General features: G+C 73.3%; 23 protein-coding genes. 10 read left to right on the top strand and 13 right to left on the bottom strand.

Features of this window, described 5'->3' with window-relative positions; all coding sequences use genetic code 11:
* Positions 1-3: 3 nt before the first annotated feature.
* Positions 4-1,335, bottom strand: coding sequence for a homogentisate 1,2-dioxygenase (gene hmgA / locus ACF09E_RS20130; RefSeq protein WP_392206351.1), 1,332 nt, complete (start codon positions 1,333-1,335; stop codon positions 4-6).
* A gap of 210 nt (positions 1,336-1,545) precedes the next feature.
* On the opposite strand from hmgA, the gene ACF09E_RS20125 reads away from it, so the two are divergent.
* The 9 genes from ACF09E_RS20125 (at position 1,546) to ACF09E_RS20085 (ending at position 14,554) form a co-directional block, all read left to right on the top strand.
* Positions 1,546-3,828 (top strand): right-handed parallel beta-helix repeat-containing protein, encoded by a 2,283-nt coding sequence (locus ACF09E_RS20125; protein ID WP_392206350.1) that lies wholly within the window; start codon positions 1,546-1,548, stop codon positions 3,826-3,828.
* The gene (locus tag ACF09E_RS20120) at positions 3,825-4,634 is read left to right on the top strand and encodes a hypothetical protein (protein WP_392206349.1); all 810 of its coding nucleotides are present in this window, start codon (positions 3,825-3,827) and stop codon (positions 4,632-4,634) included. The genes ACF09E_RS20125 and ACF09E_RS20120 overlap by 4 nt, the downstream gene beginning before the upstream one ends.
* Positions 4,631-5,977: a hypothetical protein gene (locus ACF09E_RS20115; protein WP_392206348.1), complete on the top strand. Its 1,347-nt coding sequence runs from the start codon at positions 4,631-4,633 to the stop codon at positions 5,975-5,977. The genes ACF09E_RS20120 and ACF09E_RS20115 overlap by 4 nt, the downstream gene beginning before the upstream one ends.
* Positions 5,978-6,015: 38 nt before the next feature.
* Entirely contained in the window at positions 6,016-6,636 is a 621-nt protein-coding gene (locus ACF09E_RS20110; protein ID WP_392206347.1) for a TetR family transcriptional regulator, read from the top strand.
* Between the two features lie 80 nt (positions 6,637-6,716).
* The gene (locus ACF09E_RS20105) at positions 6,717-8,918 is read left to right on the top strand and encodes a molybdopterin oxidoreductase family protein (RefSeq protein ID WP_392206346.1); all 2,202 of its coding nucleotides are present in this window, start codon (positions 6,717-6,719) and stop codon (positions 8,916-8,918) included.
* A 133-nt stretch (positions 8,919-9,051) separates the two neighbouring features.
* Positions 9,052-10,485 (top strand): CitMHS family transporter, encoded by a 1,434-nt coding sequence (locus ACF09E_RS20100; RefSeq protein ID WP_392206345.1) that lies wholly within the window; start codon positions 9,052-9,054, stop codon positions 10,483-10,485.
* 192 nt (positions 10,486-10,677) lie between these two features.
* Positions 10,678-11,565, top strand: a complete 888-nt coding sequence (locus ACF09E_RS20095) for a class F sortase (RefSeq protein WP_392206344.1) — start codon at positions 10,678-10,680, stop codon at positions 11,563-11,565.
* Positions 11,566-11,889: 324 nt separating this feature from the next.
* The gene (locus ACF09E_RS20090; RefSeq protein WP_392206343.1) at positions 11,890-13,281 is read left to right on the top strand and encodes an aldehyde dehydrogenase family protein; all 1,392 of its coding nucleotides are present in this window, start codon (positions 11,890-11,892) and stop codon (positions 13,279-13,281) included.
* A 190-nt stretch (positions 13,282-13,471) separates the two neighbouring features.
* Positions 13,472-14,554, top strand: a complete 1,083-nt coding sequence (locus tag ACF09E_RS20085) for a Zn-dependent alcohol dehydrogenase (RefSeq protein ID WP_392206420.1) — start codon at positions 13,472-13,474, stop codon at positions 14,552-14,554.
* 94 nt (positions 14,555-14,648) lie between these two features.
* On the opposite strand, the gene ACF09E_RS20080 is transcribed toward ACF09E_RS20085, so the two are convergent.
* From ACF09E_RS20080 to ACF09E_RS20035, 10 genes are all read right to left on the bottom strand, one after another.
* On the bottom strand, positions 14,649-15,596 hold the full coding sequence (locus ACF09E_RS20080; RefSeq protein WP_392206342.1) for a PDR/VanB family oxidoreductase: 948 nt from the start codon (positions 15,594-15,596) through the stop codon (positions 14,649-14,651).
* A gap of 2 nt (positions 15,597-15,598) precedes the next feature.
* A complete protein-coding gene (locus tag ACF09E_RS20075) occupies positions 15,599-17,050 on the bottom strand; it encodes a purine-cytosine permease family protein (RefSeq protein ID WP_392206341.1) in 1,452 nt (483 codons plus the stop codon).
* Positions 17,047-17,430, bottom strand: coding sequence for a Rieske (2Fe-2S) protein (locus ACF09E_RS20070; RefSeq protein ID WP_392206340.1), 384 nt, complete (start codon positions 17,428-17,430; stop codon positions 17,047-17,049). Before ACF09E_RS20070 ends, ACF09E_RS20075 begins: the two co-directional genes overlap by 4 nt.
* A complete protein-coding gene (locus ACF09E_RS20065) occupies positions 17,427-18,308 on the bottom strand; it encodes an iron-containing redox enzyme family protein (RefSeq protein ID WP_388804407.1) in 882 nt (293 codons plus the stop codon). Before ACF09E_RS20065 ends, ACF09E_RS20070 begins: the two co-directional genes overlap by 4 nt.
* Positions 18,305-19,111 (bottom strand): dihydrodipicolinate synthase family protein, encoded by an 807-nt coding sequence (locus ACF09E_RS20060; protein WP_392206339.1) that lies wholly within the window; start codon positions 19,109-19,111, stop codon positions 18,305-18,307. The genes ACF09E_RS20065 and ACF09E_RS20060 overlap by 4 nt, the downstream gene beginning before the upstream one ends.
* 25 nt (positions 19,112-19,136) lie before the next feature.
* A complete protein-coding gene (locus tag ACF09E_RS20055; protein WP_392206338.1) occupies positions 19,137-19,679 on the bottom strand; it encodes a DUF6190 family protein in 543 nt (180 codons plus the stop codon).
* A complete protein-coding gene (locus ACF09E_RS20050) occupies positions 19,669-20,847 on the bottom strand; it encodes an aminotransferase class I/II-fold pyridoxal phosphate-dependent enzyme (protein ID WP_392206337.1) in 1,179 nt (392 codons plus the stop codon). The genes ACF09E_RS20055 and ACF09E_RS20050 overlap by 11 nt, the downstream gene beginning before the upstream one ends.
* Positions 20,848-21,067: 220 nt before the next feature.
* Entirely contained in the window at positions 21,068-21,769 is a 702-nt protein-coding gene (locus ACF09E_RS20045) for a DsbA family protein (protein ID WP_392206336.1), read from the bottom strand.
* A 26-nt stretch (positions 21,770-21,795) separates the two neighbouring features.
* Entirely contained in the window at positions 21,796-22,599 is an 804-nt protein-coding gene (locus tag ACF09E_RS20040; RefSeq protein ID WP_388804418.1) for an MBL fold metallo-hydrolase, read from the bottom strand.
* Positions 22,600-22,669: 70 nt separating this feature from the next.
* Positions 22,670-23,608 carry a DMT family transporter gene (locus ACF09E_RS20035; protein ID WP_361859643.1) on the bottom strand — a complete coding sequence of 313 codons (939 nt, stop codon included), beginning with the start codon at positions 23,606-23,608 and terminating at the stop codon, positions 22,670-22,672.
* 123 nt (positions 23,609-23,731) lie between these two features.
* On the opposite strand from ACF09E_RS20035, the gene ACF09E_RS20030 reads away from it, so the two are divergent.
* A complete protein-coding gene (locus ACF09E_RS20030; RefSeq protein WP_361859646.1) occupies positions 23,732-24,394 on the top strand; it encodes a helix-turn-helix domain-containing protein in 663 nt (220 codons plus the stop codon).
* A 201-nt stretch (positions 24,395-24,595) separates the two neighbouring features.
* Here the strand turns inward: ACF09E_RS20030 and ACF09E_RS20025 are convergent, their stop codons facing one another.
* Both ACF09E_RS20025 and ACF09E_RS20020 read right to left on the bottom strand, forming a co-directional pair.
* Positions 24,596-25,270 carry a TetR family transcriptional regulator gene (locus ACF09E_RS20025; RefSeq protein WP_392206335.1) on the bottom strand — a complete coding sequence of 225 codons (675 nt, stop codon included), beginning with the start codon at positions 25,268-25,270 and terminating at the stop codon, positions 24,596-24,598.
* Between the two features lie 214 nt (positions 25,271-25,484).
* Positions 25,485-26,399: a DMT family transporter gene (locus ACF09E_RS20020; protein WP_392206334.1), complete on the bottom strand. Its 915-nt coding sequence runs from the start codon at positions 26,397-26,399 to the stop codon at positions 25,485-25,487.
* Between the last annotated feature and the right edge of the window lie 3 nt (positions 26,400-26,402).

Here is a 26,402-nt window from a genome sequence, read left to right as displayed (position 1 = left end):
ACACTACGGCCGGAAGTGGCGCTCAAGACCCTGCCATACGTCGTCGTATCCGCTCTGCAGGTGGTCGGCCTCCGCGGCCTGCGGGGTCGCGGTCACCGGCCAGCGGGTCTCGAACATGAAGGCCAGGCCGTCGTCGATCCTCTGCGGCTTGAGCTCGGCGGCGCTCGCCCGGTCGAAGGTCTCCCGGTCGGGGCCGTGCGCGGACATCATGTTGTGCAGCGAGCCGCCGCCGGGGACGAAGCCCTCCGCCTTCGCGTCGTACGCGCCCTCGATGAGGCCCATGTACTCGCTCATCACGTTGCGGTGGAAGTACGGCGGCCGGAAGGTGTCCTCGCCGACCAGCCAGCGCGGGGCGAACACCACGAAGTCCACGCTCGCGAGCCCCGGGGTGTCGGAGGGCGAGGTGAGCACCGTGAAGATCGACGGGTCCGGGTGGTCGTACGAGATCGTCCCGATGACGTTGAAGCGGTGCAGGTCGTACACGTACGGGGTGTGGTTGCCGTGCCAGGCGACGACGTCGAGCGGAGAGTGGCCGTACGTCGCCGACCAGAGGTTGCCGCAGTACTTGTTGACGACCTCGACCGGACCCTCGACGTCCTCGTACGCGGCCACCGGGGCCCGGAAGTCGCGGGCGTTGGCCAGGCCGTTGGCGCCGATCGGGCCCAGGTCCGGGAGATGGAACGGGGTTCCGTAGTTCTCGCAGACGTAGCCGCGGGCGCTCTCCTCCAGGACGTCCACCCGGAAGCGGACCCCGCGCGGGATCAGCGCGACCTCGCCGGGGTGGACGGCGAGCAGGCCGAGCTCGGTGCGGAGGAGGAGCCCGCCGCGCTCCGGCACGATCAGCAGCTCGCCGTCCGCGTTGCCGAAGACCCGGTCCATCGAGGCGTTCGCGTGGTACAGGTGCACGGCCATCCCGGCCCGCTGCGTCGCGTCGCCGTTGCCGCCGAGGGTCCACAGGCCGGCCAGCCAGTCGGTGCCGGGGGCGGGGTCGGGCAGCGGGTTCCAGCGGAGCCGGTTGGGGTCGGGCACGGTCTCGTCGAAGGGCGCCGAACGGACGGCGCCGTTGTCGATCCGGGTGAACGGCGGGTGCGCCGCCGAGGGACGGATCCGGTAGAGCCACGAGCGCCGGTTGTGCGCCCGCGGCTCGGTGAAGGCACTGCCGCTGAGCTGCTCGGCGTAGAGGCCGAGGGGTGCCCGCTGCGGCGAGTTGCGGCCGTGCGGCAGTGCGCCGGGGATCGCCTCCGAGCTGTGCTCGTTGCCGAATCCGGTGCTGTAGCCCAGCGCCTCGGCCGTCTTCCTGGCCCGCTCGCGCCTCTCGGCCTGCTCCGTGGTCATCGCCCGCTCCTGTCCTGAGCCCACAAGGGAAGCCCACAAGGGAATCCTATGCATGACCGTAGGATTCCGCGCGTCCCACGTCAACGGGGTGCCGGCCGGCGGGTGGCGGGAAAGGGCTCCCGCCGGCGCGCGCGGTGGCGGCGGGGTGCCCGGAAAACGGGCCTGCGCGAGGGGGTCCCAAAAGATGAGCATTGCTCTACTCTCACGCGCATGTCCTGGACCCGAAGGTTCGTCCTCGCGCTCTCGGTCGTGCTCGCGGCGCTCGCCGCGAGCCTGCTCACCGCCCCCGGGGCCCAGGCCCACGAGGAGCGGCCCGTCACCTTCCCCGACGGCTCCGGCAGCGTGCCGGAACTCCGCACCGGGGAACCCGACCTCCTCGTCTGCAAGACCGACCGCGCCGCCTTCGAACGCCGGATCGCCGGCTTCCCGGCCCCCCTCAAGGCCCGCAACCTCACCCTCTACGAGCGCTGCGCCCGCGACGGCTACCGCCACCTCCAGCAGGCCGTCGACGCCGTCGACCGGCCCGGCCTCACCATCGCGATCCTCCCCGGCCTGTACGAGGAGGAGCCCTCGCAGCCCCCGCCCACCGGAGCCTGCGCCGCCCTGGAGGCGCGCACCTCCTCGCTCGGCTACCAGATCCTCAGCTACGAGCAGCAGCGCCAGTGCCCGCACAACCAGAACCTCGTCGCCGTCCTCGGCAAGAAGAACCTCCAGATCGAGGGCACCGGGGCCTCGCGCCTGGACGTGGTCATCGACGCCGGGTACCGCAAGCTCAACGCCCTGCGGGCGGACGGCAGCGACGGCGTCTACTTCCGCAACTTCACCGCCCAGCGCACCACGTTCAACTCGCTGTACGTCCTCGCCGCCGACGGCTTCGTCATCGACGACGTCCTCACCCGCTGGAACGACGAGTACGGCTTCCTCACCTTCGCCTCCGACCACGGCCTCTACAAGAACTGCGAGTCCTACGGCAACGGCGACTCCGGCATCTACCCCGGCTCGGCCTCCGACATCAACGACGGCCGCGGGTACGACGTCCCCCGCTACTCCATCGAGATCACCGGCTGCCGGAGCCACCACAACATGGTCGGCTACTCCGGAACCGCCGGCGACTCCGTCTGGGTCCACGACAACGAGTTCGACCACAACATGGGCGGCGCCTCCATGGACTCCGCCTTCCCCGGCCACCCCGGCCTGCCCCAGAACCACGCCCGCTTCGAACGCAACCTCATCCACGACAACAACCAGAACTACTACCGGTACGTCGCCGACGGCACCTGCGCCCGGCCGCCCGTCGACCGCGGCTACGAACAGGGCGTCGTCTGCCCCCAGATCTCGATGCCCCCCGGCACCGGCATCATCACCGCCGGCGGCAACTGGAACCTCTACGAGGACAACTGGGTCTACGGCCACCAGCGCGCCGCCTTCTACCTCAGCGCCGTCCCCGCCTTCATCCGCGGCGAGTCCGCCTGGGGCAAGCAGACCGACACCTCCCACCACAACCGCTACGCCGGCAACCGCCTCGGCGTCGACAGGGCCGGCACCGCCCGCCCCAACCGCACCGACGTGTGGTGGGACGGCCAGGGCAGCGGCAACTGCTGGCAGTCCGACGCCGGCGCCGCCAGCCCCGGCGCCCTGCCCGACTGCGGGGCGCGCCGGGGCGACGTCTCCGGCGGCACCGACCGGCTCGTCGGCGAACCCGTCAAACTCGCCCAACTCCTCGTCTGCGCCGACTACAGCGTCCAGGCACGCCGCCTCCCGGCGGGCTGCGACTGGTACGGCGCCCGCGGCCTCCAGCGGGTCGAGACCCAACTCGCCCTCGGCAGTTCCCTCGTCCTCGCCCTGGCGGGCCTCGCCCTCTGGCGGCGCCGGCTGCGCGGCCACCGCCTCGCGGGCGTCGCCATGCTCATCGGCCTCGCGGGCCTCGCCCTCGACGTCGCGGGCTCCACCCTCGCCCTCACCCCGACCGCGGTCCCGGCCCTCGCCCTGCTCCTCACCGGCGTCTGGTGGACCCTCCTCGGACTCGCCCTCCGTCCCGTCCGCCCGGTCCTCGCCGCCGCCACCGTGCTCCTCGGCGCCCTGACCCTCCTCGACGCCTTCGACAAGGCGATCCTGATGGTCCCCGGCATCCCCGTGAGCCCCGCCTGGCTCCGCCTCCTGCTGGGCGTCGTCTGGGTGCTGTGGGCGGTCGTGGCAGCGGGAGCCCGCGGCCCGTCCCCGACCCCGGCCGCCCCACCGCAGCCCGATACCCCGCGGAACCCCGACGCGGACACCCCGCGGAACCCCGAGCAGGACACCCTGCGGAACCCCGACGCGGACACCCCGGGCGGCCTCGGGGCGGACACTCCGAGTGGCCCCGCGGCCGGCGCGGGCGCGGGCGCCCCCGGCGGCGCGGGCGCACCGGGGGAGACCCGACCGCCCGGGCGCACCGGGGAGGCCCGACCGCCCGGGCGCACAGGGGAGACCCGGCCGCACGGCGAGGCCTCGGCGTGAGGCGGCCCCTGACCGGCGCGTCCCGCCGGCCGCATGCCCTGGTCGCGGTCCTCGTCGCCGTCCTGCTGCTCGCCGGATGCGGCGGCCGGGCCACCACCCACCACAAGCCCGGCACTCGTCACGAGGAGGCCACCGGCGGCGCCGGCACCCTGCTCTCCGCTCGGGACGAGGGCGGACACCGGCTGCGTGAACTCCCCACGTCGCAGGCGCCCGCCGTCCGGGTCGAGACCCGCCCCGACACCGAGGGCGGGTGGAACATCCACCTCACCGTGGAGAGGTTCCGCTTCACCCCCGACAGCACCGGCGGCGCGGCCCTCCCGGGCCGCGGCCACGCACGCCTCCTCGTCGACGGCCGGGAGGCCGGCCGCCTCTACGGCCCGTGGGGATACGTGCCGGCCGGCACCCGCACCGTCACCGTCCGCCTCCACGCCGACGACCACACCGCCTGGGCCGTCGCCGGCGTCCCCGTCCAGGCCACCGTGCGCCTGGACGGCGCGTCGCCCCCGACCACGCCTCCGGCTCCTCAGCCCGCACCGACCCCCACCGGACGCACCGTCGACATCGCCGTCTCCGGATCGACCGTCGCACCACCCCCCTCCCGCATCGAGCTGAAGAAGGGCGAGCGCCTCACCCTCCGGGTCACCTCCGACCGCGCCGACACCCTCCACGTGCACGGCTACGACCGCGAACTCCCCCTCGCACCCGGCACCCCGGCCACCCTCACCCTCACCGTCGACCGCACCGGCCTCTTCGAGGTCGAGACCCACGGCTCCGGGCTGCTCCTGACCCAACTCGTCGTCCGATGACCGGCCTCCTCTCCCCGACCCTCACCCCGCCGACCACCGCGCTCGCCCCCGTCCACGCCCTCCCGACCGGCCCCGGCCCGGGACTTCCGCTCGCCCACGGCGTGGGCGCGCAACACGACCTCCCCCTCTCGCCCTTCTACGCCTACGCGGGCGCCTTCGCCGCGCTGCTCGTCTCCTTCCTCGCCCTCGGGCTGCTCTGGTCCTCCTCCCGCTTCCGCGGCGACCTGTCGGGACGTCCGCTCCCCGCCGCCCTCCAGCGGGTCGCGGACGCCCCCGCCACCCGCGCGGCGCTCCGGCTCCTCGGCGCGGCCGCCGCCCTCCTCGTCCTCCTCCACCTCCTCCTCGGCCCCGACGACCCCGACCGGAACCCCGCGCCCGGCGCCGTCTACGTCCTGCTCTGGGTCGGACTCGTCCCCGCCTCCCTCCTCCTCGGCCCCGTCTGGCGCCTCCTCAACCCCCTGCGCGCGCTCCACTCACTCCGTCCGCCGCGGAACCCCCGCCCCCTGCCCGCCGGCCTCGGCATCCGCCCGGCCGCCCTCGGTCTCCTCCTCTTCACCTGGCTCGAACTCGTCGCCCCCGACAACACCTCCTCCGCCACCCTCCTGGCCGCCCTCGCCGTCCACACGGGTGTCCTGCTCCTGGGCGCCGCCCGCCACGGCGACCGGTGGTTCGCCCACGCCGACCCCTTCGAGGTGTACTCCTCCCTCCTCGCCCGGCTGTCCCCCCTGGGCCGCCGCGCCGACGGCCGACTCGTCCTCCGCTCCCCCTTCCACGGCCTCGACGCCACCCCGCAGACACCCGGCCTCGTCGCCGCCGTCTGCGTCCTCCTCGGCTCCACCGCCTACGACGGCCTCTCCGACAACCCCCGCTGGATCACCGCCCTCCAGACCTCACCCCTCGGCCCCGTCCCCACGGCCACCCTCGGCCTGCTCGCCTCCGTCGCCCTCGTCGCCGCCTGCTACGGATTCTGCGCCGGCGCCCTCCGCCTGATGAACCGCACCCTCACCACGCCGCTCACCTCCTTCGCCCACTCGCTCCTGCCCATCGCCCTCGGCTATCTCGTCGCCCACTACTTCTCGCTCTTCGTCACCGAAGTACCACGCACCGTCATGATGGCAGGGGGCACTGACAACGCCCCCGCACCCGCCCCGTTCCTGGCTCCCGGCGGCCTCGCGACGCTCCAGGTCGCCGCGATCGTCACCGGTCACGTCCTCGGCGTGGTCGCCGCCCATGACCGGTCCGTGCGCCTCTTCCCGGCCGACCGCGCGGTCGCCGGGCAACTCCCGCTGTTCGCGCTGATGATCGCGTACACCCTCGGCGGCATCGGCCTGCTGATCGCCTGACCCGCCCGCCTCCCGGCCGGGACCGGCATCATGGACCCGTGCCCCAGTCCCACGCCCCCGCCCCGTCCACGCTCCGCCGCACACCCGTGCAGCAGCGGAGCGCCGAGCGGCTCGCCCGAATCCTCGACACCTGTGCCGAACTCCTCGACGAGACCGGCTACGAGCAGCTGAGCACCCGGGCGGTGGCCGCCCGCGCCGGCGTCCCCATCGGCTCCGTCTACCGCTTCTTCGACAACAAGCGGGCGATGGTCTCCGCACTCGCCCACCGGAACCTCGACCGGTACGCCGAGCGGATCGCCGCCCACCTCGACGCCGCCGCCGACCCCGACCCGCACGCGGCCATCGACGGCGTCCTCGACGAGTTCATCGCCATGAAGCGGACCGTCCCCGGCTTCGCCCTCGTCGACTTCGGCGTGCCCGCCGCCGAGGAGGCCGGCGAGGACCCCAACGCCCTGGTCGCCGAGCGGATCTGCGACCTGCTCGCCGACCACCTCGGCCGCCCGGCCGACGAGGCCCTGCGGCGGAAGGTCCGGGTGGGCGTCGAGACCGCCGACACCCTCGTCCGGCTGGCCTTCCGCGCCGCCCCCGAGGGCGACCCCGCCGTCATCGACGAGACCCGGCAGCTCCTTCACGCCTATCTCGCGCCCTCCCTGTCGTAACCCTCCCCGGCGTGCCTACCGGTCGGTATGCTCGCGGCGGGCCGACGCCCCGGCCCCGACCGCCGCCCCAGGGAGACGCCATGCCCACCGCCCTGCGCATCTGCCCGCTCTGCGAAGCGACCTGCGGACTGACCCTGACCGTCGAGGGCTCCCGGGTCACCGGGGCGCGCGGCGACCGCGAGGACGTCTTCAGCCAGGGCTTCATCTGCCCCAAGGGGGCCGCGCTGCCCGAGGTCGACGCCGACCCCGACCGGCTCCGCACGCCGCTGGTCCGGAAGGACGGCCGACTCCAGGAGGCGACCTGGGAGGAGGCGTTCGACACGATCGCGGCGAGAATCCGTCCGCTGATCGAGGAGTACGGGCCGGATGCCGTGGGTATCGTCCTGGGCAACCCCAACGTGCACACGATGGCCGGCGCCCTCTACCCGCCCCTGCTGATCGGCGCCCTGCGCACGCGGAACCTCTTCACGGCGTCGACGATCGACCAGATGCCCAAGCACGTCTCCAGCGGCCTCCTGTTCGGAGACCCCTTCGCGATCCCCGTCCCCGACCTGGACCGCACCGACCACCTGCTGATCCTCGGAGCCAACCCCCTGGACTCCAACGGAAGCCTCTGCACCGCCCCCGACTTCCCCGGCAGGCTCAAGGCACTGCGCCGACGCGGCGGCACCCTCACCGTCGTCGACCCCCGGCGCACCCGCACCGCGCGCCTCGCCGACCGGCACGTCGCGATCCGCCCCGGCACCGACGCGCTCCTCCTCGCGGCCCTCGTCCACACCCTCTTCGAGGAGGACCTCACCGACCTCGGCCCGCTCGCCGCCCGGGTGGAGGGGGTCGAGGAGGTACGGGAGGCCGTGCGGGACTTCCGCCCCGAGGCGGTCGCCGAGGCCTGCGACGTGGACGCGGACACCCTCCGCGCCCTCGCCCGGGAACTCGCCGCCGCGCCCACCGCCGCCGTCTACGGTCGGATGGGCAGCTCCACCGTCGCGTACGGCACCCTCGGCAACTGGCTCGTCGACGTCCTCAACATCCTCACCGGCAACCTCGACCGGGTCGGCGGCGCCCTCTTCCCGCTCTCCGCCACCGCGCCCGCCCCGCGCCCCGCGGGACCCGGCAGGGGCTTCGACCTCGGCCGCCGGCACAGCCGGGTCTCGCACCACCCCGAGGTCAAGGGGGAGTTGCCGATGGTCGCGCTCGCCGAGGAGATCGAGACCCCGGGGGAGGGGCGCATCCGGGCGCTCCTCACCGTCGCCTCCAACCCCGTCCTGTCCGCGCCCGACGGGGACCGCCTCGACGCGGCGCTCGGCTCCCTCGACCTGATGGTCGCCGTCGACCCGTACCTCAACGAGACCACCCGCCATGCCGACGTCCTCCTGCCCCCGCCGCCGCCCTCGCGCAGCGCCCACTTCGACTTCGCCTTCAACGCCCTCGCCGTCCGCGACCAGGTCCGCTACACCCCGCCCGCCGTCCCCCTGGAGGCGGACCGGATGGACGAGTGCGAGATCCACGCCCGGCTCATCCTCGCCGTCTCCGGGATGCACGGGGCACCGCCGTCCGCGGTCGACCAGCTCGCCATCGACACCACCCTCGCCAAGGCGGTGACCCAGGAGCACTCGCCGGCCCACGGCGCGGACCCGGCGGAGTTCGCGGCGGGGCTCAGCGGGGAGACCGGGCCCGAGCGCCGGCTCGACCTGATGCTGCGCCTCGGTCCGTACGGGCTCACCCTCGACGCACTGCGGGCCCACCCGCACGGCATCGACCTCGGCCCGCTCAAGCCGCGTCTCCCGCAGGTCCTCAAGACCCGCAGCGGGCGGATCGAGCTGTTCGCCGCGCCGCTCGCCGCCGACCTGCCCCGGCTGCGCGCCGCGCTCGACGAGGTGCCGGACGCCGGCACCGTACGGCTCGTCGGCCGCCGCCACCTCCGCTCGAACAACAGCTGGCTGCACAACACCCCCGTGCTGAACGGCGGCACGAACCGGTGCACCCTCCAGGTGCACCCGGACGACGCGGCCCGGCTGCGGCTCGCCGACGGCGGCCTCGCCCGCATCAAGGGCGAGGGCGGTGAGCTGGAGGTCCCGGTCGAGGTGACCGACGGGGTGCGTCCCGGGGTCGTCAGCCTGCCGCACGGCTGGGGGCACGACCGGTCGGGCACCCGGCTGGCCGTCGCGTCCGCGCGCCCCGGAGTCAACGTCAACCAGCTCCTGGACGGCTCCCGGCTCGACCCGCTGTCGGGCACGGCGGTGCTGAACGGCTTCCCCGTCGAGGTGTCGCCCCTACCGTGACCCCGTTTTGACCTGGGGTTTTGCTCGTATTGCTCACGCGTCAACACCTTGCTGACGGCGGAAGGGGGCACTTAGCGTCGTCCGGGCCGCCGCCGCTCGGCGGGAGTTCAAGGGTGAACGTGAGGTGTCCTCCATGCTGACCGTCCTCGGCTTCGCCATGATCGCGACCTTCCTGGTCCTGATCATGATGAAGAAGATGTCGCCGATCGCGGCACTCGTCCTGATCCCCGCGCTGTTCTGCGTGGTGGTCGGGCAGGGTGCCCGGCTCGGCGACTACGTCATCGAAGGCGTCGGCACGCTGGCGCCGACGGCGGCGATGCTGATGTTCGCCATCGTCTACTTCGGGGTGATGATCGACGTCGGTCTCTTCGACCCGATCGTCCGGGGCATCCTGCGCTTCTGCAAGGCCGACCCCGTACGGATCGTCGTGGGCACGGCGGTGCTCGCCGCGATCGTGTCGCTGGACGGCGACGGCTCGACCACCTTCATGATCACCGTCTCGGCGATGTATCCGCTGTACAAGCGGCTCGGCATGAGCCTGGTGGTCATGACGGGCGTCGCCGCCACCGCGAACGGCGTCATGAACACCCTGCCCTGGGGCGGCCCCACGGCCCGCGCCGCGACCGCGCTGAAGCTGGACGCGAGCGACGTGTTCGTCCCGATGATCCCGGCGCTCGGCGCGGGCCTGCTCTTCGTGTTCGTCCTCGCGTACGTCCTCGGGCGCCGGGAGCGGAAGCGCATCGGCTACCTCACGCTGGACGATGTCCTCGTCTCCGGGGCCGACCCGGTGCTCGTCACGACGGGCGGCGGGGGCGGCGGGACCGTGGACCTGACCAAGAGGCCCGCGGGCGGCTCCGGCGACGCGCCGGGCGCCGGACCGGAGGATGCGCGGGGCCCGGGCGAGGCCCCCGGCGGGGACGAGGGGTTTCAGGGGCTCGACCCGAACCGCGCGACCCTGCGCCCCCGGCTGTACTGGTTCAACGCCGGCCTGACCGTCGCGCTGCTCGCCGCGATGATCCTCGAACTGATGCCGATCCCGGTGCTGTTCCTGCTCGGCGCCGCGCTCGCGCTCACCGTGAACTACCCGCGGCCGGCCGAGCAGAAGGCCCGTATCGCGGCCCACGCCGACAACGTCCTCAACGTCTCCGGCATGGTCTTCGCCGCAGCGGTCTTCACCGGTGTCCTCACCGGTACGGGCATGGTCAAGCACATGGCCGACTGGCTGGTGGGCGCCATCCCCGAGGGCATGGGACCGCACATGGGGCTGGTCACCGGTGTGCTGAGCATCCCGCTCACCTACTTCATGTCGAACGACGGCTTCTACTTCGGCGTCGTCCCGGTCCTCGCGGAGGCGGGCGCCGCGCACGGGGTGTCGCCCGTGGAGATCGCACGGGCCTCCCTGGTGGGTCAGGCGCTGCACATGTCGAGCCCGCTGGTCCCCGCCGTGTACGTCCTCGTCGGCATGGCGAAGGTGGAGTTCGGCGACCACACGAGGTTCACCGTGAAGTGGGCCGCCCTGACCTCCCTGGTGGTGCTCGGGGCGGGGATCCTCTTCGGGATCATCTGAGCGCGAACGCGAACGCGAACGCGAACGCGAACGGGAGTCCGTCGCCGTCCTGCGGCCCGGGGGAGTGGGCCGTACGGGTGGAGGCGGCGGAGGCGGGTCGCGTCTTCACCGGCTGGGTCCCGATCGTGACAGATAGTCGGATTATCGAATCATCTGTTCGTTCTGTTCTCTTGCGATCCGAGGACCTCCACCATGACGGCTCCGCCCCACCGCAGGTCCTCGCGCCTCACGCGCCGCCGGCGGCGACTGTTCCGGCTCGCCAGGACCGTGACGGTCGCCGGGGTCCTGGTCGCCGGAGGCTACTGGTGGACGGGTGACGAGGAGCCCGTCGACCCGGTGCTCGCCGCCGCCCCCGCCGTGGCCGGCCGGGCGCACGGAGCGGGCGGAGCGGACGGCGATCCGGCGGCCCTCGACCACAAGGCGAAACCCGAGCAGCACCCCGAGAAACCCGAGCAGCACCCCGAGAAGCCCGAGCGGAAGTCCGAGTCGAAGGCGGCCGCCGGGCAGGGGACGACGTCCGGGGCGGGTGCCGCGGGGAAGGCGGGGGCGAAGCCCCGGGCCGCCCACGGCGCACGGCCGAAGGCGGCTCCCGCGCCCCGCCCGCCCGCACCGCTGGCGCGTTCGCGCCCGACCACCGTCGCCGTTCCGGCGATCACCATCGAGGCCCCCGTGATGGACCTCGGTCTCGACGCCGGGGGGCGGCTCGCCACGCCGCCCGTCGACAACCCCGACATCGTCGGCTGGTACGCGAAGGGAGTCAGCCCGGGCGAGCGGGGGACCGCCGTCGTCGTCGGCCACCGGGACACCCGGACCGGCCCCGCCATCTTCGTCAGCCTCGACTCGCTCAGCCCCGGCAACACCGTCCGGGTCGCCCGCGCCGACGGCAAGGTCGCCGTCTTCACGATCGACCGGGTCGCCACGTACTCCAAGGCCGACTTCCCCGACAAGGAGGTGTACGGCTCCACCGGGCGGCCCGAACTGCGGCTGCTCACCTGCGGCGGGGCCTTCGAGCGGGGGAAGGGCTACGACGCGAACATCGTCGTCTTCGCCCACCTCACCGACATCGCCCAGAAGATCTGAACGACGGGCCCCAGCCGCGTCCGTCGTTCCGTCCCGCGGAGCCGCCGTCCGTGCCACGGCGTCCGCGGCCGACCCCGCCCCGGCGGGCCGCGCCGACCCGGCGCGCGCCCACCGGGGCGGGGTCGTGTCCACGCCACCGCGCCGCGCCGTCCGTGGACAGGGCCGGGCCGGGGGCGGCACGATCGGTGGGGAGGGGGTCGCGGTCCGGCGACCGCCGTGCGGTGTCCCGGGTGAGACCGGGGGCACGTGCGGAGACCCTGGCGCCCAAAAACTATCAGCGCTAGTTTGGGTGTCGAACCGGTCGGCAGTGTGAGGAGACATCGGATGAAGGCGCACGACGCGATGTACATCGACGGGGAGTGGCGCCCCGCCGCCGGCCCCGACACGATCGCCGTCCTCAACCCGGCGGACGAGCAGGTCATCGCCCACGTCCCGGCCGGCACCGCCGAGGACGTCGACGCGGCGGTGCGCGCCGCCCGTGCCGCGCTGCCCGGCTGGGCCGCCACCCCGCCCGCCGAGCGCGGAGCCCGGATCGCCGCCCTGCGCGACGCGCTGGCCGCCCGCGCCGAGGAGATCGCCGCCACCGTCACCGCCGAGCTCGGCGCCCCGGCGCAACTGGCCGCGGCCGTGCACGCCGGCCTGCCGATCGCCGTGGCGGGGACGTACGCGGAACTCGCCGCCACCCACCCCTTCGAGGAGAAGGTGGGCAACTCCACCGTCTACGCCGAGCCCGTCGGCGTCGTCGCCGCGATCACCCCCTGGAACTTCCCGCTGCACCAGGTCGTGGCCAAGGTCGCCCCGGCCCTCGCCGCCGGCTGCACGACCGTCCTCAAGCCCGCCGAGGACACCCCGCTGACCGCCCAGCTCTTCGCCGAGGCCGTGCACGAGGCGGGCCTCCCGGCCGGAGTGTTCAACCTGGTCACCGGCCTCGGGCCGGTCGCGGGGCAGGCCCTCGCGGAGCACCCGGACGTCGACCTCGTCTCGTTCACCGGCTCCACCGCCGTCGGCCGCCGCATCGGCGCCCTCGCGGGCGGCGCCGTCAAGCGGGTCGCCCTCGAACTCGGCGGCAAGTCCGCCAACGTCGTCCTGCCCAGCGCCGACCTCGCCAAGGCGGTCTCCGTCGGCGTCGCCAACGTGATGTCCAACTCCGGTCAGAAGTGCAGCGCCTGGACCCGCATTCTCATCCCCGCGGACCGGTACGAGGAGGCGGTGGCGCTGGCCGCCGAGGCAGTCGCCAAGTACGTCCCGGGCGAGCGCCTCGGCCCGCTGGTCAACGCCAAGCAGCTGGAGCGCGTCCGCGGCTACATCGAGAAGGGCGTCGAGGAGGGCGCCCGGCTCGTCGCCGGCGGGGCCGAGGCCCCGCTGGAGACCGGCTACTACGTCGCCCCGACCGTCTTCGCCGACGTCACCCCGGAGATGACCATCGCGCAGGAGGAGATCTTCGGGCCGGTCGTCTCGCTCCTGCGCTACGAGGACGAGGAGGAGGCCCTCGCCATCGCCAACGGCACCGTGTACGGCCTCGCCGGTGCGGTCTGGGGCGAGCCCGGGCAGGCCGTCGCCTTCGCCCGCCGCATGGAGGCCGGCCAGGTCGACATCAACGGCGGCCGGTTCAACCCGCTGGCCCCGTTCGGCGGGTACAAGCAGTCCGGCGTGGGCCGGGAACTCGGCACGCACGGTCTCACCGAGTACCTCCAGACCAAGTCCCTCCAGTTCTGAGGGGGCGGCCGGCCCCGACGCCCCGGCCCGACACACGGCCGGCCCCGACGCCCCCGCCCGGCAGACGGCCGCGCCCGACGCCCGCCCCGGCCCGGGGCTCGGCCCCGCCCCACGCCCCGATCGGCCCCGGACCCGCCCGCCCGACGCCCCGACCCGTCCACGCCACTCCCGAGGAGCACCGCACGTGAGCCTGATCCGCGCCGCCGTCCTGCCCGCCGTGGGCTCCCCGCTGGAGATCACCGGCATCGAACTCCCCGAGCCGGGCCCCGGCCAGGTCCGGGTCCGGCTCGCGGCCGCCGGGGTCTGCCACTCGGACCTGTCGCTCTCCAACGGCACCATGCGGGTTCCGGTGCCGGCCGTCCTCGGCCACGAGGGCGCGGGGACCGTCGTGTCCGTCGGCGAGGGCGTCGCCCATGTCGCCCCCGGCGACGACGTCGTCCTCAACTGGGCGCCCTCCTGCGGCAGCTGCCACCCCTGCTCCCTCGGCGAGGTGTGGCTCTGCGCCGAGGCGCTCACCGGCACCGGGAACCTCCACGCCCGCACGGAGGACGGGCGGGAGCTCCACCCGGGTCTGAACGTCGCCGCGTTCGCCGAGGAGACCGTCGTCGCGGGGAACTGCGTCCTCCCCGCGCCCGAGGGCGTGCCGCTGACCGACGCCGCCCTCCTGGGCTGCGCCGTCCTCACCGGCTGGGGCGCGGTCCACCACTCGGCCCGGGTCCGCGCGGGGGAGACCGTCGCGGTGTTCGGCGTCGGCGGGGTCGGCCTCGCCACCCTCCAGGCCGCCCGGATCGCGGGCGCCTCGACGATCGTGGCCGTGGACGTCTCGCCGGAGAAGGAGGCACTCGCCCGGGCGGCCGGCGCGACCGAGTACGTCGTCGCCTCCGCGACCACGGCGAAGGACATCCGCGGGCTGACGGGGGGCCGGGGCGTCGACGTGGCCGTCGAGTGCGTCGGTCGGGCCGTCACCATCCGCACCGCCTGGGACTCCACCCGGCGCGGCGGCCGCACCACGGTCGTGGGCATCGGCGGCAAGGACCAGCAGGTCGCCTTCAACGCCCTGGAGATCTTCCACTGGGGCCGCACCCTCGCGGGCTGCGTCTACGGCAACTCGAACCCGGCCGCCGACCTGCCCGTCCTCGCCGGGCACATCCGCGCCGGCCGGTTCGACCTGGGCGCGCTCGTCACCGAGCGGATCACCCTGGACGGCATCCCGGGCGCCTTCGAGAACATGCTCGCGGGCAAGGGCGGCCGGGCCCTGGTGGTCTTCCCCTGACACGACCGGCACGCGCGGAGGCCCGTACCGGCCCGACGGCCGGTACGGGCCTCCGCGCGTCGGCGCGGTACGGGGGGTGTCCGCGCGCGACGGGTCACAGGTCGAGCACGAGGCGGGCGCCGCGCGAGCGGCCCACGCAGATCATCATCGTCGTGCCCGAGGCCTTCTCGTCCTCACCGAGGACGGAGTCGTGGTGCTCGGGCGTCCCGGCGATCACCTTGGTCTCGCAGGTCCCGCAGAACCCCTCCTCGCAGGAGTACGCGACCCCGGGGACGACGTCGCGGACGGCGTCGAGCAGGGTGCGCCCGGGCGGGACGCGCACGGTCCGACCGCTCCGCCGCAGCTCCACCTCGAAGCCGTCGCCGGTGCCGGGGTCCGCCGCGAGGCCGGCGGCCGGGGCCGCCGTGAAGCGCTCCGTGTGCAGGGGGCCGGGCCAGCGGTCCCGCACGGCCCGCAGCAGCCCTTCCGGCCCGCAGCAGTACACGGCCGTCCCCGCGGGCAGCCCCGCGAGGACCCCTTCCAGGTCGGGCAGTCCCGCCGTGTCCTGCGGGACGAGCGTGACCCCGGGAAGCGCGGCCAGCTCCTCGCGGTACGCCATGGACGCCAGGTTCCGTCCGCCGTACAGCAGGGACCACGACCCCGCCGGGAGCGAGCGCACCATCGGCAGCAGCGGGGTGATCCCGATGCCGCCCGCGACGAACAGGTACCGCTCCGCCGGGACCAGCGGGAAGCGGTTGAACGGGCCCCGCACCCCGAGGACCGTGCCCGCGCCGACGGCCGTGTGGACCTCCTCCGACCCGCCGCGCCCGCCGGCCTCCCGCAGCACCCCGAGCCGGTACGTGCTCCGGTCCGCCGGGTCCCCGCAGAGCGAGTAGTGCCGGACGGCCCCGGACGGCAGCGTCACCTCCAGGTGGGCGCCCGGCTCCCAGGGGGCCAGATCTGCCCCCGAGGGGTCGGCGAGGACCAGGCCCAGCACGCCCTCGGCCTCGGGGACGACCGACCGGACCGTGAGCCGGGCGGTGGTCGGGACTGTGGCGGACATCGTCACCTCGGGACTCGTGTCGGCGGCAGCAGCGGCTCGGGCCACACCCGGCACAGCACCCCGTAGACCACGGCGGCGACCGCGAAGGAGGCCGGCAGGCTCAGGTCGACGCCACCCGTGAGATCGGTCAGCGGGCCGGTGTACAGCGGGTTGTTGACCCAGAGCACGCCGACGGCCGAACCCAGCACGAAGGCCGCGGCGGCCCTCGGGTTCACCCCGCGGGTGTACCAGTACCGGCCGCCCCCGCCCGTGGTGAAGGTGCGCAGCGCCTCCGCGTCGTACCGGCCGCGGTGGAGCACGTAGCCGACGGAGAGCACCGCCGCCCAGGGGGCGACGACGGTGAGCAGCAGCGTCACGAACGCCGACATCGCGTCCATGGCGTCGTACACCACCGCCCCCAGGTACAGGACGGCCGCCGCCAGGACCGCGACCACCGTGGTCACGGCGGCCCGCGAGGAGCGCCAGAACACGGAGTTCGCGGAGAGTCCGGCCGCGTACAGGCAGAGTCCGGCCTGCGGCAGGGTGCCGGCGAAGCCGAACACCACGACGGCGACCGCGAACCAGCCGGGCACCGCGTCCGTCAGGCCCTGGAGCCAGGGCTCGTCGGGGACGGGGAAGAGCGTCGTCACGTACGCGCCGGTGAGCAGCGCGGCCAGACTGCTGAGGAACATGGAGGTCCCGCTGGCCCGCACGACCCGGCCGGTGGGCGTGGAGGCGGGCATGTAGCGGGTGTAGTCGCCCTGGAAGGTGGCGTAGGACAGGGGCACGGTCGCGGAGGCGGTCGCCGCGAGCAGCCAGGTGTGCAGGGTGCTGTCGAGCGCCAGTGTCCCGCCGGCGTAGCCCGGGTCGAAGTCCGGGGCGAGGACCAGGGCGGTGCCGAGGAGGACCGCGCCGCCGGTGACCGCGGTGATCTTGTACGTGCGGACGAGGGTCCCGTGGCCGCGCACGGCGACCAGGGCGACCGCCGCCGCCGTCACGAACATCGCGACGGTCAGCGCGCCGGGGCCGGTGGGGGTGGAGAGCAGGCGGTGGCCCGCGACCATGACGGCGGTGCCGCCCGTCCAGACGGCGATGGCGAAGAAGCCGAGCGCCGTCACCACCGTGAGGACGTTGCCGACGACCCGGCCCCGGACACCGAAGTGGGCGCCGCTCGACACGGGGTCGTTGGTGCCGGTGCGGACGCCGAAGCGGGCGAGCGGCGCCAGCAGCGCCGTGCCGACGGCGGCGCCGACGGCGATGGCGCTCGCCGAGGCCCACCAGCCGAGGCCGAACACGACGGGCAGCGCGCCGAGGACGACCGTGCCGAAGGAGAACTGCGCGGAGGGCCAGATCCAGCCGAAGTCGCCCGGGGTCGACGTCCGTTCGGCTTCGGGGACCGGCGCGATGCCGTCGTGGTCGGCCGCCGCGCGGGGCGGCGTCGCGGTGGACGCCGTCCCCGTCGGTGTGGTGGTCATGAGGCGCCCCCGGACGGTGCCGCGCCGGGAGCCGCGGCCGCCTCGGCGGAGGCGGCCCGGGCCGTGTCGTGCGCGGGGTCGCGCTGCTCGGGGACCGACAGGTCGCCCGGCAGCACGTCCACGACGCGGAGGGAGGCGCACGCCGCTCCCGACAGGCGCTCCCCGCTGCTCAGGTCGAAGGTGGTGTGGTGCAGGGGGCAGGTGATGCGCAGCCTGTCCCCGTCGACCCTGCCGTACTTGAGCCGGCCCCCGCGGTGGGGGCAGAGGGCGGCCGCGAGGACCTTGCGGCCGCCGACCTCGACGAGGACCAGGTCCTCGGTCACCTGGCGGACGGCGGGCTCGTCGGAGTCCCGCCGGCGCCCCGCGGGCACGGCCGTCATGCGGCCGTCTCCCGGGCTCGCGCCACCGCCGCCTCCGTGGCCGTGCCGACGATGTCGGAGGCCAGGCGCACGCCGGCCCAGATCTTCGCCAGGTCCGGCTCGTCGAGCGAGCGGATCGCCGTCCGCATGTGGTTGCTGTGGTACGAGTCGATGTACAGGTGCTCGGTGTAGTAGGCGTCGTGGGTGATGCCCAGCCGCCGGGCCGCCCGGGCGAAGCTCTGGAAGGCGTACAGCACGCTGGTCTCGAAGTAGGCGTACGCGCCCAGGAAGTACTGGGGCGAGGGGGCCCGGCTCGCCAGCCAGTGGAACATGTTGACGTAGGCGAAGCACTCCGGAACCGTCTCGTCGAGGTAGTCGTCGAGCCGGAGGCTCAGTCCGAGCTCGGTGAGCAGGTCCCGGTAGAGCTGGGAGTGGGCCTTCTCCTCGTTGCCGCAGCCGAGTTCGTCGATGAGGACGCGGAAGACCGCCATCGCCGAGCGGTACGGCAGCCGGGGCACGACCGGGAGCAGCGACTCCGACTCGGTGAGGCCGTCGAGCGCGAACTGCCGGACCACGGTCTTGAACTGGTCGAGCGTCGCGTGCTCGGCCAGGAAGGTGGCGCTCTCCGGGAGCGCGGCCTCCTCCTCGGCGAGGAACTCCTTGAGCGCCTGGAGGAGTTCGCCGGGCGAGGAGAAGCGGGGCGCGGAGGCCTCGTACGCCCGCGCCTTGGGCAGGATCCAGCGTTCCTCGATCGCGGTCATCGAGCCGTAGTCGCCGAGGTTGGGGACCCGGCGGTAGAGACCGTGCAGCTCGCGCTGCGCGGTCGCGGCCGGGGCCGTGATCGAGTGGGCGGCCACCGGGACGTCGGCCGGGGAGGGAGCGGCGGGGGTGGTGCTCATGCCGCCTTCGCCTCCTCGTGCACGGTGGGGGAGGCGATCACGCCGCGCTGGTGGAGTTCCTTCTTGACCCAGCGGTACCAGTCGTCCTTGAAGACGCCGTACCGCTCGCAGACGGCGTTGATCTCCGCCTGCCGGTCGGGGGTCGGGTCGACCAGCATCGCGTTGCAGAGGGAGGGTTCGAGGTTGGCCAGCGGGCCGATGAACCCGTCGATGCCGCGGGCGTCGACGAGGAGGTTCTCCCAGCCCTCGAAGACCGGGATGCCGGTGCCGGCCTCGGCCATGTTCCGGGTGAAGGCGGCGTCGCCGCTGGACTCCTTGATGCCGACGATCCCCGGTATCTCCTTGCAGATCCGGATCAGGGTGTCGAACTCGATGCGGTTGCCCGAGAGCGCCTCCTCGTTGTAGAGGAAGATCGGGATGTCGAGGGCGGCGCGGATCGCCTTGTAGTGCTCGACGATCGCGTCCTGCGTCACGTCGGTGCCGAACGGCGTGGTGACGACGACGGCGTCGGCGCCGATCGCGGCCGCCGCCCGGGCCCGCTCGATCACGGCGTCGGTGTCGGGGAGCTGGATGCCGGCCAGGACGGGCAGGCCGCCCGCGTGCCGGACGGTGTACGTGACGACGTCCTGCCACTGCCGAGGGTCGAGCTTCCAGCCCTCGCCGGAGGTCAGGGCCGGCATGAAGCCGCTGACCTCGTTGCGGATGTGGTCCAGGAGGCGGACGACGCTCGCCTCGTCGACGACGCCGTGCTCGTCGAGGGGGGTGATCAGCGGGACGACGGTCCCGGAGTAGGTGCCAGGCATGAGTGGAGTGCCCTTCGGAACGAGTTCAGAGGGTTTCGGAGACGACCTTCAGGACCAGCGACCGCTGGTAGAGGTCTTCCAGGTACGCCGGGAACGAGGGCTCCTCGCCGGGGGCGGGAGCGTCGGCCGGGTCGAGCGGGACCAGGGGGACGACGGGCAGCGCGGCCGCCGTGCGGACGAGCCGGGGGCTCGCCGTGTGGAGCACGCCCCCGCGGCCGATGACCTGGGAGAGCAGCAGGCGTTCGTGGGCGGGCAGTCCGTCGAGGGCGGGCTCGTCGAAGGCCCGGCGGACGTCGTCCTCGGTGTAGGGGATCCGGTCGACGGCCAGGTCCGTGTGGAGGACGTCCATGAACGGGTAGTACTCGTCCTGCAGTCCCCGCTCGTATCCCCACACGAGGTCGTCGCAGCGGCCGACCTGCTCCCAGCTCATGACGACCCCGCCCGCCTCGCCCGCGGCCAGCCGGCCGGCGAAGAAGGCCTTGGCGGCCGTGCGGACCGCGTCGTCCTTGCTGTGCATGCCCATGAACGTCGTGGCGTCGATGAACACGGGTCCGAGGTCAGACGGCATAGCGCTCGAGGACCTTCCGCATCCGCTCCATCGCGCCGGCGAACAGCTCCGGCTCGCGGGCCAGGGCCAGGCGCACGAAGCGCTCGCCCTTCTCCTTGGTGTTCCAGTAGAAGAAGGTGCCCGGCAGGACGTACACCTCCTCGTCGAAGAGGACGGCCTGCAGCTGGGTGGCGGTCAGGTGCTCGGGCTTGATCCGGAACCAGGCGACGCTGGTGCCGACGACCGGCTCCTGGAACTCGAGGATCGTGCCGCTGAGGGCCTGGCGGGCGGCCTCGCCGTTGGTGCGGATGATGTCGCGGACGGAGGCGAAGCCGTCGGTGATGGAGTCCTCGACGTACTGCGTGACCATGTTGAGGACGAACGGCGAGACGTTCAGGAGGACGCTGGTGTGGAGGTTGTAGACCTCCTCCTGGATGTCCTGACTGGCCGTGATCATGGCGCACTTGGCGTCCTGGATCGGCCAGGTCTTGCCGGTGTCCTCCATGACCATGTACGTCACGCCGGACTCCTCCAGGAGCCGGTAGATGTCCACCCGGCCGATGCCCTCGTCGCAGAGCGCGAAGGAGGCGAAGCAGAAGTCCATCACCAGGACCTTGTCGTGGTCCACGCAGAAGCGGACGACCTCGCGGAAGCCCTCCAGCTTCTCGGCGAGCAGGGTGAACCCGGTCGGGTTGTTCGGGTCGACGAGGTAGATCGCGTCCGCGGTGATCTCGTCGACGAGCCGCTGGTAGATGGAGTCCTTGTCGTGCAGCGCCGACTCGGCGAACGGGGCGATCGGCACCTGCATGTTGCGCAGCAGGTCGACCAGGTTGTCGAAGCAGGGCTCGACGAGCTGCACCGACATGTCGCGCTGCTTGAGGAACATGCCGGCGACCATCGTCGAGACGCTCGCCGAGTACGACAGGAGGGTGCGGCCCATCGCACGGGCGGTGGGCTGCTGGTGCAGCCGGAAGAAGGCGTCCAGGAACTGCCGCTCGAAGTGCGCCTGCTGCTTCGACTCGGACTCGTGCCAGAGCTCGGGGAGCCGCGAGACGATCCGCTCCTGGGAGGTGGACTGCCGCTGGTGGGTGTGCGCGTCGGCAAGGTTGAACCGGGTCTTCAGGGCTTCGATCTCGTGCTGGGTGAGGTCGACGAACGTGCTGACGTCTGCCTTGTCGGTCAACGACATGAAGAACTCCCGCTGTCGAAACGAATCTCCGTCCGGAATTCCGGCGGCGTGAATGACTGTAGGAGCTTCGAGCGGCCTTGCGAATAACGGCCGGGTCACGCAATTAATAATCACCGCGATGTTCTGCGGGCCGAAAAAAGGAACGACGGGCAGGCATTCCTCGAAAAGGAATGCCTGCCCGTCGTTCCGGTGCTGCGCCGCCTGTTCGGCGGTGTTTCAACTATTCAGTGGCGGCCTTCAGGAGGATGTCCTCGAATACCTTCGGGTCGTCCGAGCCGATGACCGGCCAGCCGATGCCGTAGGCGCCCTCCCAGTCGACCTCGATGCCGGGGTTGGCGTGGTCGGAGCCGTCGGGCAGGAACAGGTGGGGGCTGCAGTTCACCCGGTCGCTCTGGGCGAGCGCCGACTGGTCCGCGAGGGTCCGGCGGGCCCGCCCGTCGTCCAGGGCCTCGGCGAGCGCCCCGACGTCGACGGCGCCGGTCTCGGCGGCCACGTCCAGGATCACCTTGCGGTGGCTGATGCAGCGCGACTCGGCCCAGAAGGCGCGGCGCAGCCCCAGGTCGAGCAGCTCGGAGGCGCGCAGGCCCTGCTCCTTGGCGGCGAGCACGGCCTCCAGGGCGGGCAGGGTCGTCGACGGGTAGAGCCAGTCCTTGGCCTGCCACAGCTGCCAGCCGGCGGCCGGCTCCAGGCTGGCCATCCGGGCGACCTCGCTGTCCGTGCCGGGGCGCGGGCTGGGGGCGTCGTTGAGCAGTTCGAGGGGGAAGGCGCGCAGGTCGAAGGAGACCTGCTCCTCCAGGCCGAGGCGGGCCCGGGTGGCGTGCAGACGGTGGATCGCGATGTGCGCGAAGGAACACCAGATGTCGGAGAAGACGGTGACGACTCCGCGCGGCGGCGTCAGGTCGGCGGTGGTCGGGTCGAACATGGTTCTCCTCGGTTCGTGCGGGGATCTCAGGCGGCGGGCGGCGGTTCGACGGCGTCGAGCGCCGCCTCCAGGTCGAGGTCGGCGCCGGGCAGCCAGGCCGGCAGGGAGGGGATGCGGGCCATCGCCTCGAAGAGCCGCGGCACGGCGGCCTCGCGGACGGTCGGCCCGTGGGCGCTCAGCAGCTTCGCCGGGCGCAGGGCGGCCAGCTCGTGCACCGGCGCCAGGAACTTCGTCTCGTCGACCAGCGCGGTCCACGGGGCTATCGCCCGGTTGAGGACCTCGAAGCCGTGGAAGAATTCCGCCTCCGAGAGGTCGGTGAACTCCTGGCTGATTTCCTCGACTACGGTACCGAAACTGTCGGAGCTGTAGAGCGTTCCATCGGAATGGTCGAACACGGCGAGCGTGCCGGGTGAATCGAAAGTGGGCGGCCGGTGAAAACTCAGCTCGCGGTCGCCGACTTTCACGCGACTTCCCGGGTTCGCGGTCACGACACGTTCCTGCGGAATGGTGAACTCTTCCGATATTCGCGTCACCGATATCGCGTTGGCGAGCACCTTCGCGTTCGGCGCCGCCTCCAGGATGCGGGCGAGGGCGCCGGTGTGGTCGCGGTCGTCGTGGGTGACGACGACCCAGCGCAGGTCGGCCGGCTCGATCAGCGACCAGAGGGAGTCCAGGAAGCCCTCCCGGTCCACGGGCATGCCGGTGTCCACGAGGATCGGCTCGCCGGAGCGGAGGAGGAAGGCGTTGACCGGCTGGTCGCCGAGGCCCGGGATGGGCAGTGCCGAGGGGAGGACGTGGAGGTCCGGCCCGGCGGTGTAGGACGCTTTCATGGCACACCTTTCATGACGACCGGGCGGGCCGCGCTCCCCCGGGAAGGGGTCCGGGGGAGCGCGGCCCCGGTCAGACGAGCTGGATGGTCAGGGAGCCGGCGATCAGCAGGGCGAGGCCCACGGCGCGCGGCTTCGTGAGGGAGCGCTGGGGGAGCTTGAAGAGGCCCTTGTGGTCGATCAGGGCCGAGGTGAGCTGCTGCCCGGTGACGGTGAGGGCGATGGTGACGGCCGCGCCGATCTCGGGGATGAGCAGGAAGGTGCCGGTGACGTAGGCGGCGGCGCAGGCGCCACCGAGCCAGCCCCACCAGGGCATCTTCTTCAGCGGGGCGATCTTGGGCGCCGGGGTCTTCCGGGTCGCGTACAGCACGAGCAGGACGACGGCGATGGTGAAGGTCGCCACGGCGAAGCTGATCACGGCGACGGTGACGGGCTGCTGGAGCTGGGCGCGCAGCTGGGCGTTGACCGCGCCCTGCACGGGCAGCACGGCTCCGGCGACGATGCCGAGGGCGAGCCAGCCGACCCGTCCGGCGCTCGACATCTTGGGGGCGCCGGGAGGCGCCGCGGCCTTCATGCCCCGGATGATCACGACGATGCCGGCGAGCACGGCCACGGCGCCGATGACGATCCCGGCACTCAGGTCCTGCTGCTGGAGGCCGAGCAGACCGAAGAGGTCGAGGGCGAGCGAGGCGAACATCTGCCCGGTGACGAAGAGTCCGACGGCCGCGAGGGCGCCGAGCCGGGGGAAGAGCAGGATGCCGCTGGTGATGTAGAGCGGACTGGCGAGTCCGCCGAGCAGCTGCCAGGGCTCGACGTCGGGCAGCTTGCCGAGCGCGCCGAGCGCTCCGGCCGCCACCGCGAGCACGGTCAGCAGACCGGTCGCGACGCCGAGCTGGATGGTCGAGGCGCCGTACGGGGTGCCGACGGCCGAGTTGAGCTGGAGGTTCACCGAGGCCTGGACGGCCAGGAGGCAGCCGACCAGCAGGGCCGCGGCGAGGAGCGCGGTGTGCATCTGGATCTCCCTGGGGCGGGGATGGCGAGCGGGTAAGTGGACACTGAGTCCGTTTAGCATGCCACGCGACACGTCAAACGGACAAGGTGTCCACTTAGCTGCGGGGGAAGTAAGGTCTGACCCATGAGCGACGACGAGCAGCGGGGTCGTGGAGCAGCCTCCGTCCACCGGGTCGGCGGGCTCCTCGGTGATCTCCAGGCCGCGGACGAACAGCCGGTCGCCCCGCGCAGACGCGCGGACGCCGAACGCAACCGCGCCCAGATCCTGGCCGCGGCCGAGCAGCTCTTCGCCCAGCAGGATCCGCGGACGGTCACCATGGATCGGATCGCCAAGGCCGCCGGAGTGGGCCGGGCCACGCTCTACCGGAGCTTCCCCGACCCCTCGTCGGTCGCCGTCGCGCTGCTCGACGAGCACGAGCGCAGGCTCCAGGGCCAGCTCATCTACGGGCCGCCGCCGCTCGGCCCGGGCGCTCCGGCGGGGGAGCGGCTCGCGGCGTTCTACCTCGCGATGCTCGACCTCCTGGAGCGGCACCTGCCGCTGGCCCTCGGCGCGGAGACCGGGCCCGCGCGCTTCCGCACGGGTGCCTACGGCTTCTGGCGCGTGCACGTCCGCACGCTGCTCGTCGACCACGGGATCCAGGACCCGGACCCGCTGATCGACATCGCGCTCAGCCCGCTGTCACCCGAGCTCTTCCAGTTCCAGCGGCACGAACTCGGCCTGTCGGCCGAACGCGTCGGCCGCTCCCTCGCGGACTTCGCCCGGCAGCTGCTGCGTTCGGGGGAGTGAGGCGGGCGGCGTTCGTCTCCGGGCACACCCCGGGGAGGGGCGTCCCGCGGGCGGAAAGGGGCGTCCCGCGGGCGGCAAGGGCGTCCCGCCGGCCGGCGCGGCGGGTCCGGCGGGACACCCCCGGGTCGGCGCCCCGCCGATCACGCCGGGCTCGTGCGGCCCGGTGCCGCTCCCCGGGCCGGCCCGATCGGCAAGGCTTCGCTAGGCCCCGGGCCGTCGCCCGGCCGGGTGGACCAGGCCGGGGAGGATCAACTTCCAGATACGGTCCAGCCGTTGCTCGGCGGGACCGTGCAGGGCGGCGCTGTCCGCGCCTCTCGGGTCCTCGGTGGGCCAGCACTCGTCCGACGGGCCGTTCGGACAGCGCATCTCCAGCTCGACGCCGGTGATCACGTAACCGATCAGCGCCGCGACCGCGGTCGCGTCCACACCCGGGCGCAGAGCCTTCTCGGCCTCCGCGTAACGAGCCAGGCGCGCCACCTCGCGCCGCCAGGGGCAGTCCCGGGATAACCCCGGGCCGGCTAAGTGGAGCTCCCGCGCCAGACGTTCACCCGCCCGCGCCGTCGGGTCGGTCTCGAAGAGCCGGATCAGCGCGTGCGTGGCGATGACCAGCTTGTCGATCGATGTCCCGCCGACTCCCTCCGTGGACAGGCAGGCCGACTCCACCGTGATTCCGGTGACCGCCCGGGCCCGCCCGTGGACGGCCGTCGCCAGCTCCGCCTTGGTGGCGAAGTGGAAGACGAGCGCGCCGGTGGTGACCCGGGCCTCGCCTGCGATCCTGGCGAGCGACGCCCGCTCGTACCCCTGCCCGTCGAACACTTTCGCGGCCGCGGACAGGATTTCCTGTCTTGTGCGTTCCGCCCTCTGCTGAATCGCCATGAGCTCCCCCGTCGGCTTCCGAGAAGGTGCCGGAGCGTTGTGTTCCGGCCCGCGCCTGTGACCGACTCGAAACTATCCGGCCGAGGGGCCACGAAACGTACGCTCTCGCCGCGGGGGCCGAAACTGGGGCTTGACGCGCTCCTCCCGTCCAGGTCGCGGGCGCACACCCGGCGCCGGCGGCCGGTGAAGTGTCCGGAACCGAAGCCATGCCCTGTCAGGTGGATTCGGCCGTTCCGGCGCCGGCGGAGGTACGCGCCCGTGAGCGGGATACGGCCACCCCGGCGAGGCACAGCGCGCCGCCCGCGAGGGTGAGGAGCCCCGGCAGTTCGCCGAGCAGCAGCCAGGCCATCAGCACCACGAGGGCCGGTACGGCGTACGTCGTCGCGCCCATCCGTCCCGCGGTCGTCCGGGCCAGCGCGTAGGCCCACGTCGTGAAGGCGAGCGCGGTCGGGAACACCCCCAGGTAGACCATGTTCAGGGTGGCCGGCAGCGGCGCCCGGGCCGCCTCGTCGACCAGCTGCCCGGCGAACGGCAGGCAGGCCGCCGCGCCCACCAGGCATCCGAACGTGGTCACCTGGAGCGCGCTGCCGTGGGCGAGCGCCGGCTTCTGCGCCACGACCCCGCCGGCGTACGCCATCGCCGCGAGGAGGCAGAGGAGCACCCCGAGCAGCGAGGCGTGCGCGCCGGAGGAGTCCCGGGACATCGAGAGGCCCACGACCACGGCCCCGGCGAAGGACACCGCCATGCCGGCCAGCAGCCGGGGTGGGAGGGACTCCTCGAGGAAGCGGGCGCCGAGCAGCGCGATCAGGACCGGTCCGATGTTCACCACCATCGCCGCGGTGCCCGCGTCGACCTCCTGCTCACCCCAGTTGAGCACCACCATGTACACCCCGAACCAGAGCAGTCCGGAGACCAGGATCCCCGGCCAGGCCGCCCGGGGCGGCAGCCCCTCCCGGCGCACCAGGAGCACGGCTCCCAGCACGAGGCCGCCGGCGAGCAGCCGGCCGAGCGCCAGCGCGCCGGGGGAGTAGGCCTCTCCCGCGCTGCGGATGGAGACGAAGGCGGAGGCCCACAGGACGACCGTGACACCGGCGGCGGCGAGGGCGAGCCGCGAGGATTGCTTCTGCATGGC

Origin of the sequence: Streptomyces sp. NPDC014891 (genome assembly GCF_043081085.1) — a bacterium.
Taxonomy (GTDB): Bacteria; Actinomycetota; Actinomycetes; order Streptomycetales; family Streptomycetaceae; genus Streptomyces.
This window is presented reverse-complemented; position numbering and strand designations above follow the sequence as displayed.

Excerpts from the sequence above, each read along its gene's own strand:
- ACF09E_RS20125 (WP_392206350.1), top strand. The coding sequence starts at position 1,546 with ATGTCCTGGACCCGAAGGTTCGTCCTCGCGCTCTCGGTCGTGCTCGCG.
- ACF09E_RS20080 (WP_392206342.1), bottom strand. The coding sequence starts at position 15,596 with ATGTCCGCCACAGTCCCGACCACCGCCCGGCTCACGGTCCGGTCGGTC.
- ACF09E_RS20055 (WP_392206338.1), bottom strand. The coding sequence starts at position 19,679 with ATGCCGTCTGACCTCGGACCCGTGTTCATCGACGCCACGACGTTCATG.
- ACF09E_RS20095 (WP_392206344.1), top strand. The coding sequence starts at position 10,678 with ATGACGGCTCCGCCCCACCGCAGGTCCTCGCGCCTCACGCGCCGCCGG.
- ACF09E_RS20090 (WP_392206343.1), top strand. The coding sequence starts at position 11,890 with ATGAAGGCGCACGACGCGATGTACATCGACGGGGAGTGGCGCCCCGCC.
- ACF09E_RS20070 (WP_392206340.1), bottom strand. The coding sequence starts at position 17,430 with ATGACGGCCGTGCCCGCGGGGCGCCGGCGGGACTCCGACGAGCCCGCC.
- ACF09E_RS20030 (WP_361859646.1), top strand. The coding sequence starts at position 23,732 with ATGAGCGACGACGAGCAGCGGGGTCGTGGAGCAGCCTCCGTCCACCGG.
- ACF09E_RS20115 (WP_392206348.1), top strand. The coding sequence starts at position 4,631 with ATGACCGGCCTCCTCTCCCCGACCCTCACCCCGCCGACCACCGCGCTC.
- ACF09E_RS20035 (WP_361859643.1), bottom strand. The coding sequence starts at position 23,608 with ATGCACACCGCGCTCCTCGCCGCGGCCCTGCTGGTCGGCTGCCTCCTG.
- ACF09E_RS20020 (WP_392206334.1), bottom strand. The coding sequence starts at position 26,399 with ATGCAGAAGCAATCCTCGCGGCTCGCCCTCGCCGCCGCCGGTGTCACG.
- hmgA (WP_392206351.1), bottom strand. The coding sequence starts at position 1,335 with ATGACCACGGAGCAGGCCGAGAGGCGCGAGCGGGCCAGGAAGACGGCC.
- ACF09E_RS20050 (WP_392206337.1), bottom strand. The coding sequence starts at position 20,847 with ATGTCGTTGACCGACAAGGCAGACGTCAGCACGTTCGTCGACCTCACC.
- ACF09E_RS20045 (WP_392206336.1), bottom strand. The coding sequence starts at position 21,769 with ATGTTCGACCCGACCACCGCCGACCTGACGCCGCCGCGCGGAGTCGTC.
- ACF09E_RS20060 (WP_392206339.1), bottom strand. The coding sequence starts at position 19,111 with ATGCCTGGCACCTACTCCGGGACCGTCGTCCCGCTGATCACCCCCCTC.
- ACF09E_RS20065 (WP_388804407.1), bottom strand. The coding sequence starts at position 18,308 with ATGAGCACCACCCCCGCCGCTCCCTCCCCGGCCGACGTCCCGGTGGCC.
- ACF09E_RS20100 (WP_392206345.1), top strand. The coding sequence starts at position 9,052 with ATGCTGACCGTCCTCGGCTTCGCCATGATCGCGACCTTCCTGGTCCTG.
- ACF09E_RS20105 (WP_392206346.1), top strand. The coding sequence starts at position 6,717 with ATGCCCACCGCCCTGCGCATCTGCCCGCTCTGCGAAGCGACCTGCGGA.
- ACF09E_RS20075 (WP_392206341.1), bottom strand. The coding sequence starts at position 17,050 with ATGACCACCACACCGACGGGGACGGCGTCCACCGCGACGCCGCCCCGC.
- ACF09E_RS20025 (WP_392206335.1), bottom strand. The coding sequence starts at position 25,270 with ATGGCGATTCAGCAGAGGGCGGAACGCACAAGACAGGAAATCCTGTCC.
- ACF09E_RS20040 (WP_388804418.1), bottom strand. The coding sequence starts at position 22,599 with ATGAAAGCGTCCTACACCGCCGGGCCGGACCTCCACGTCCTCCCCTCG.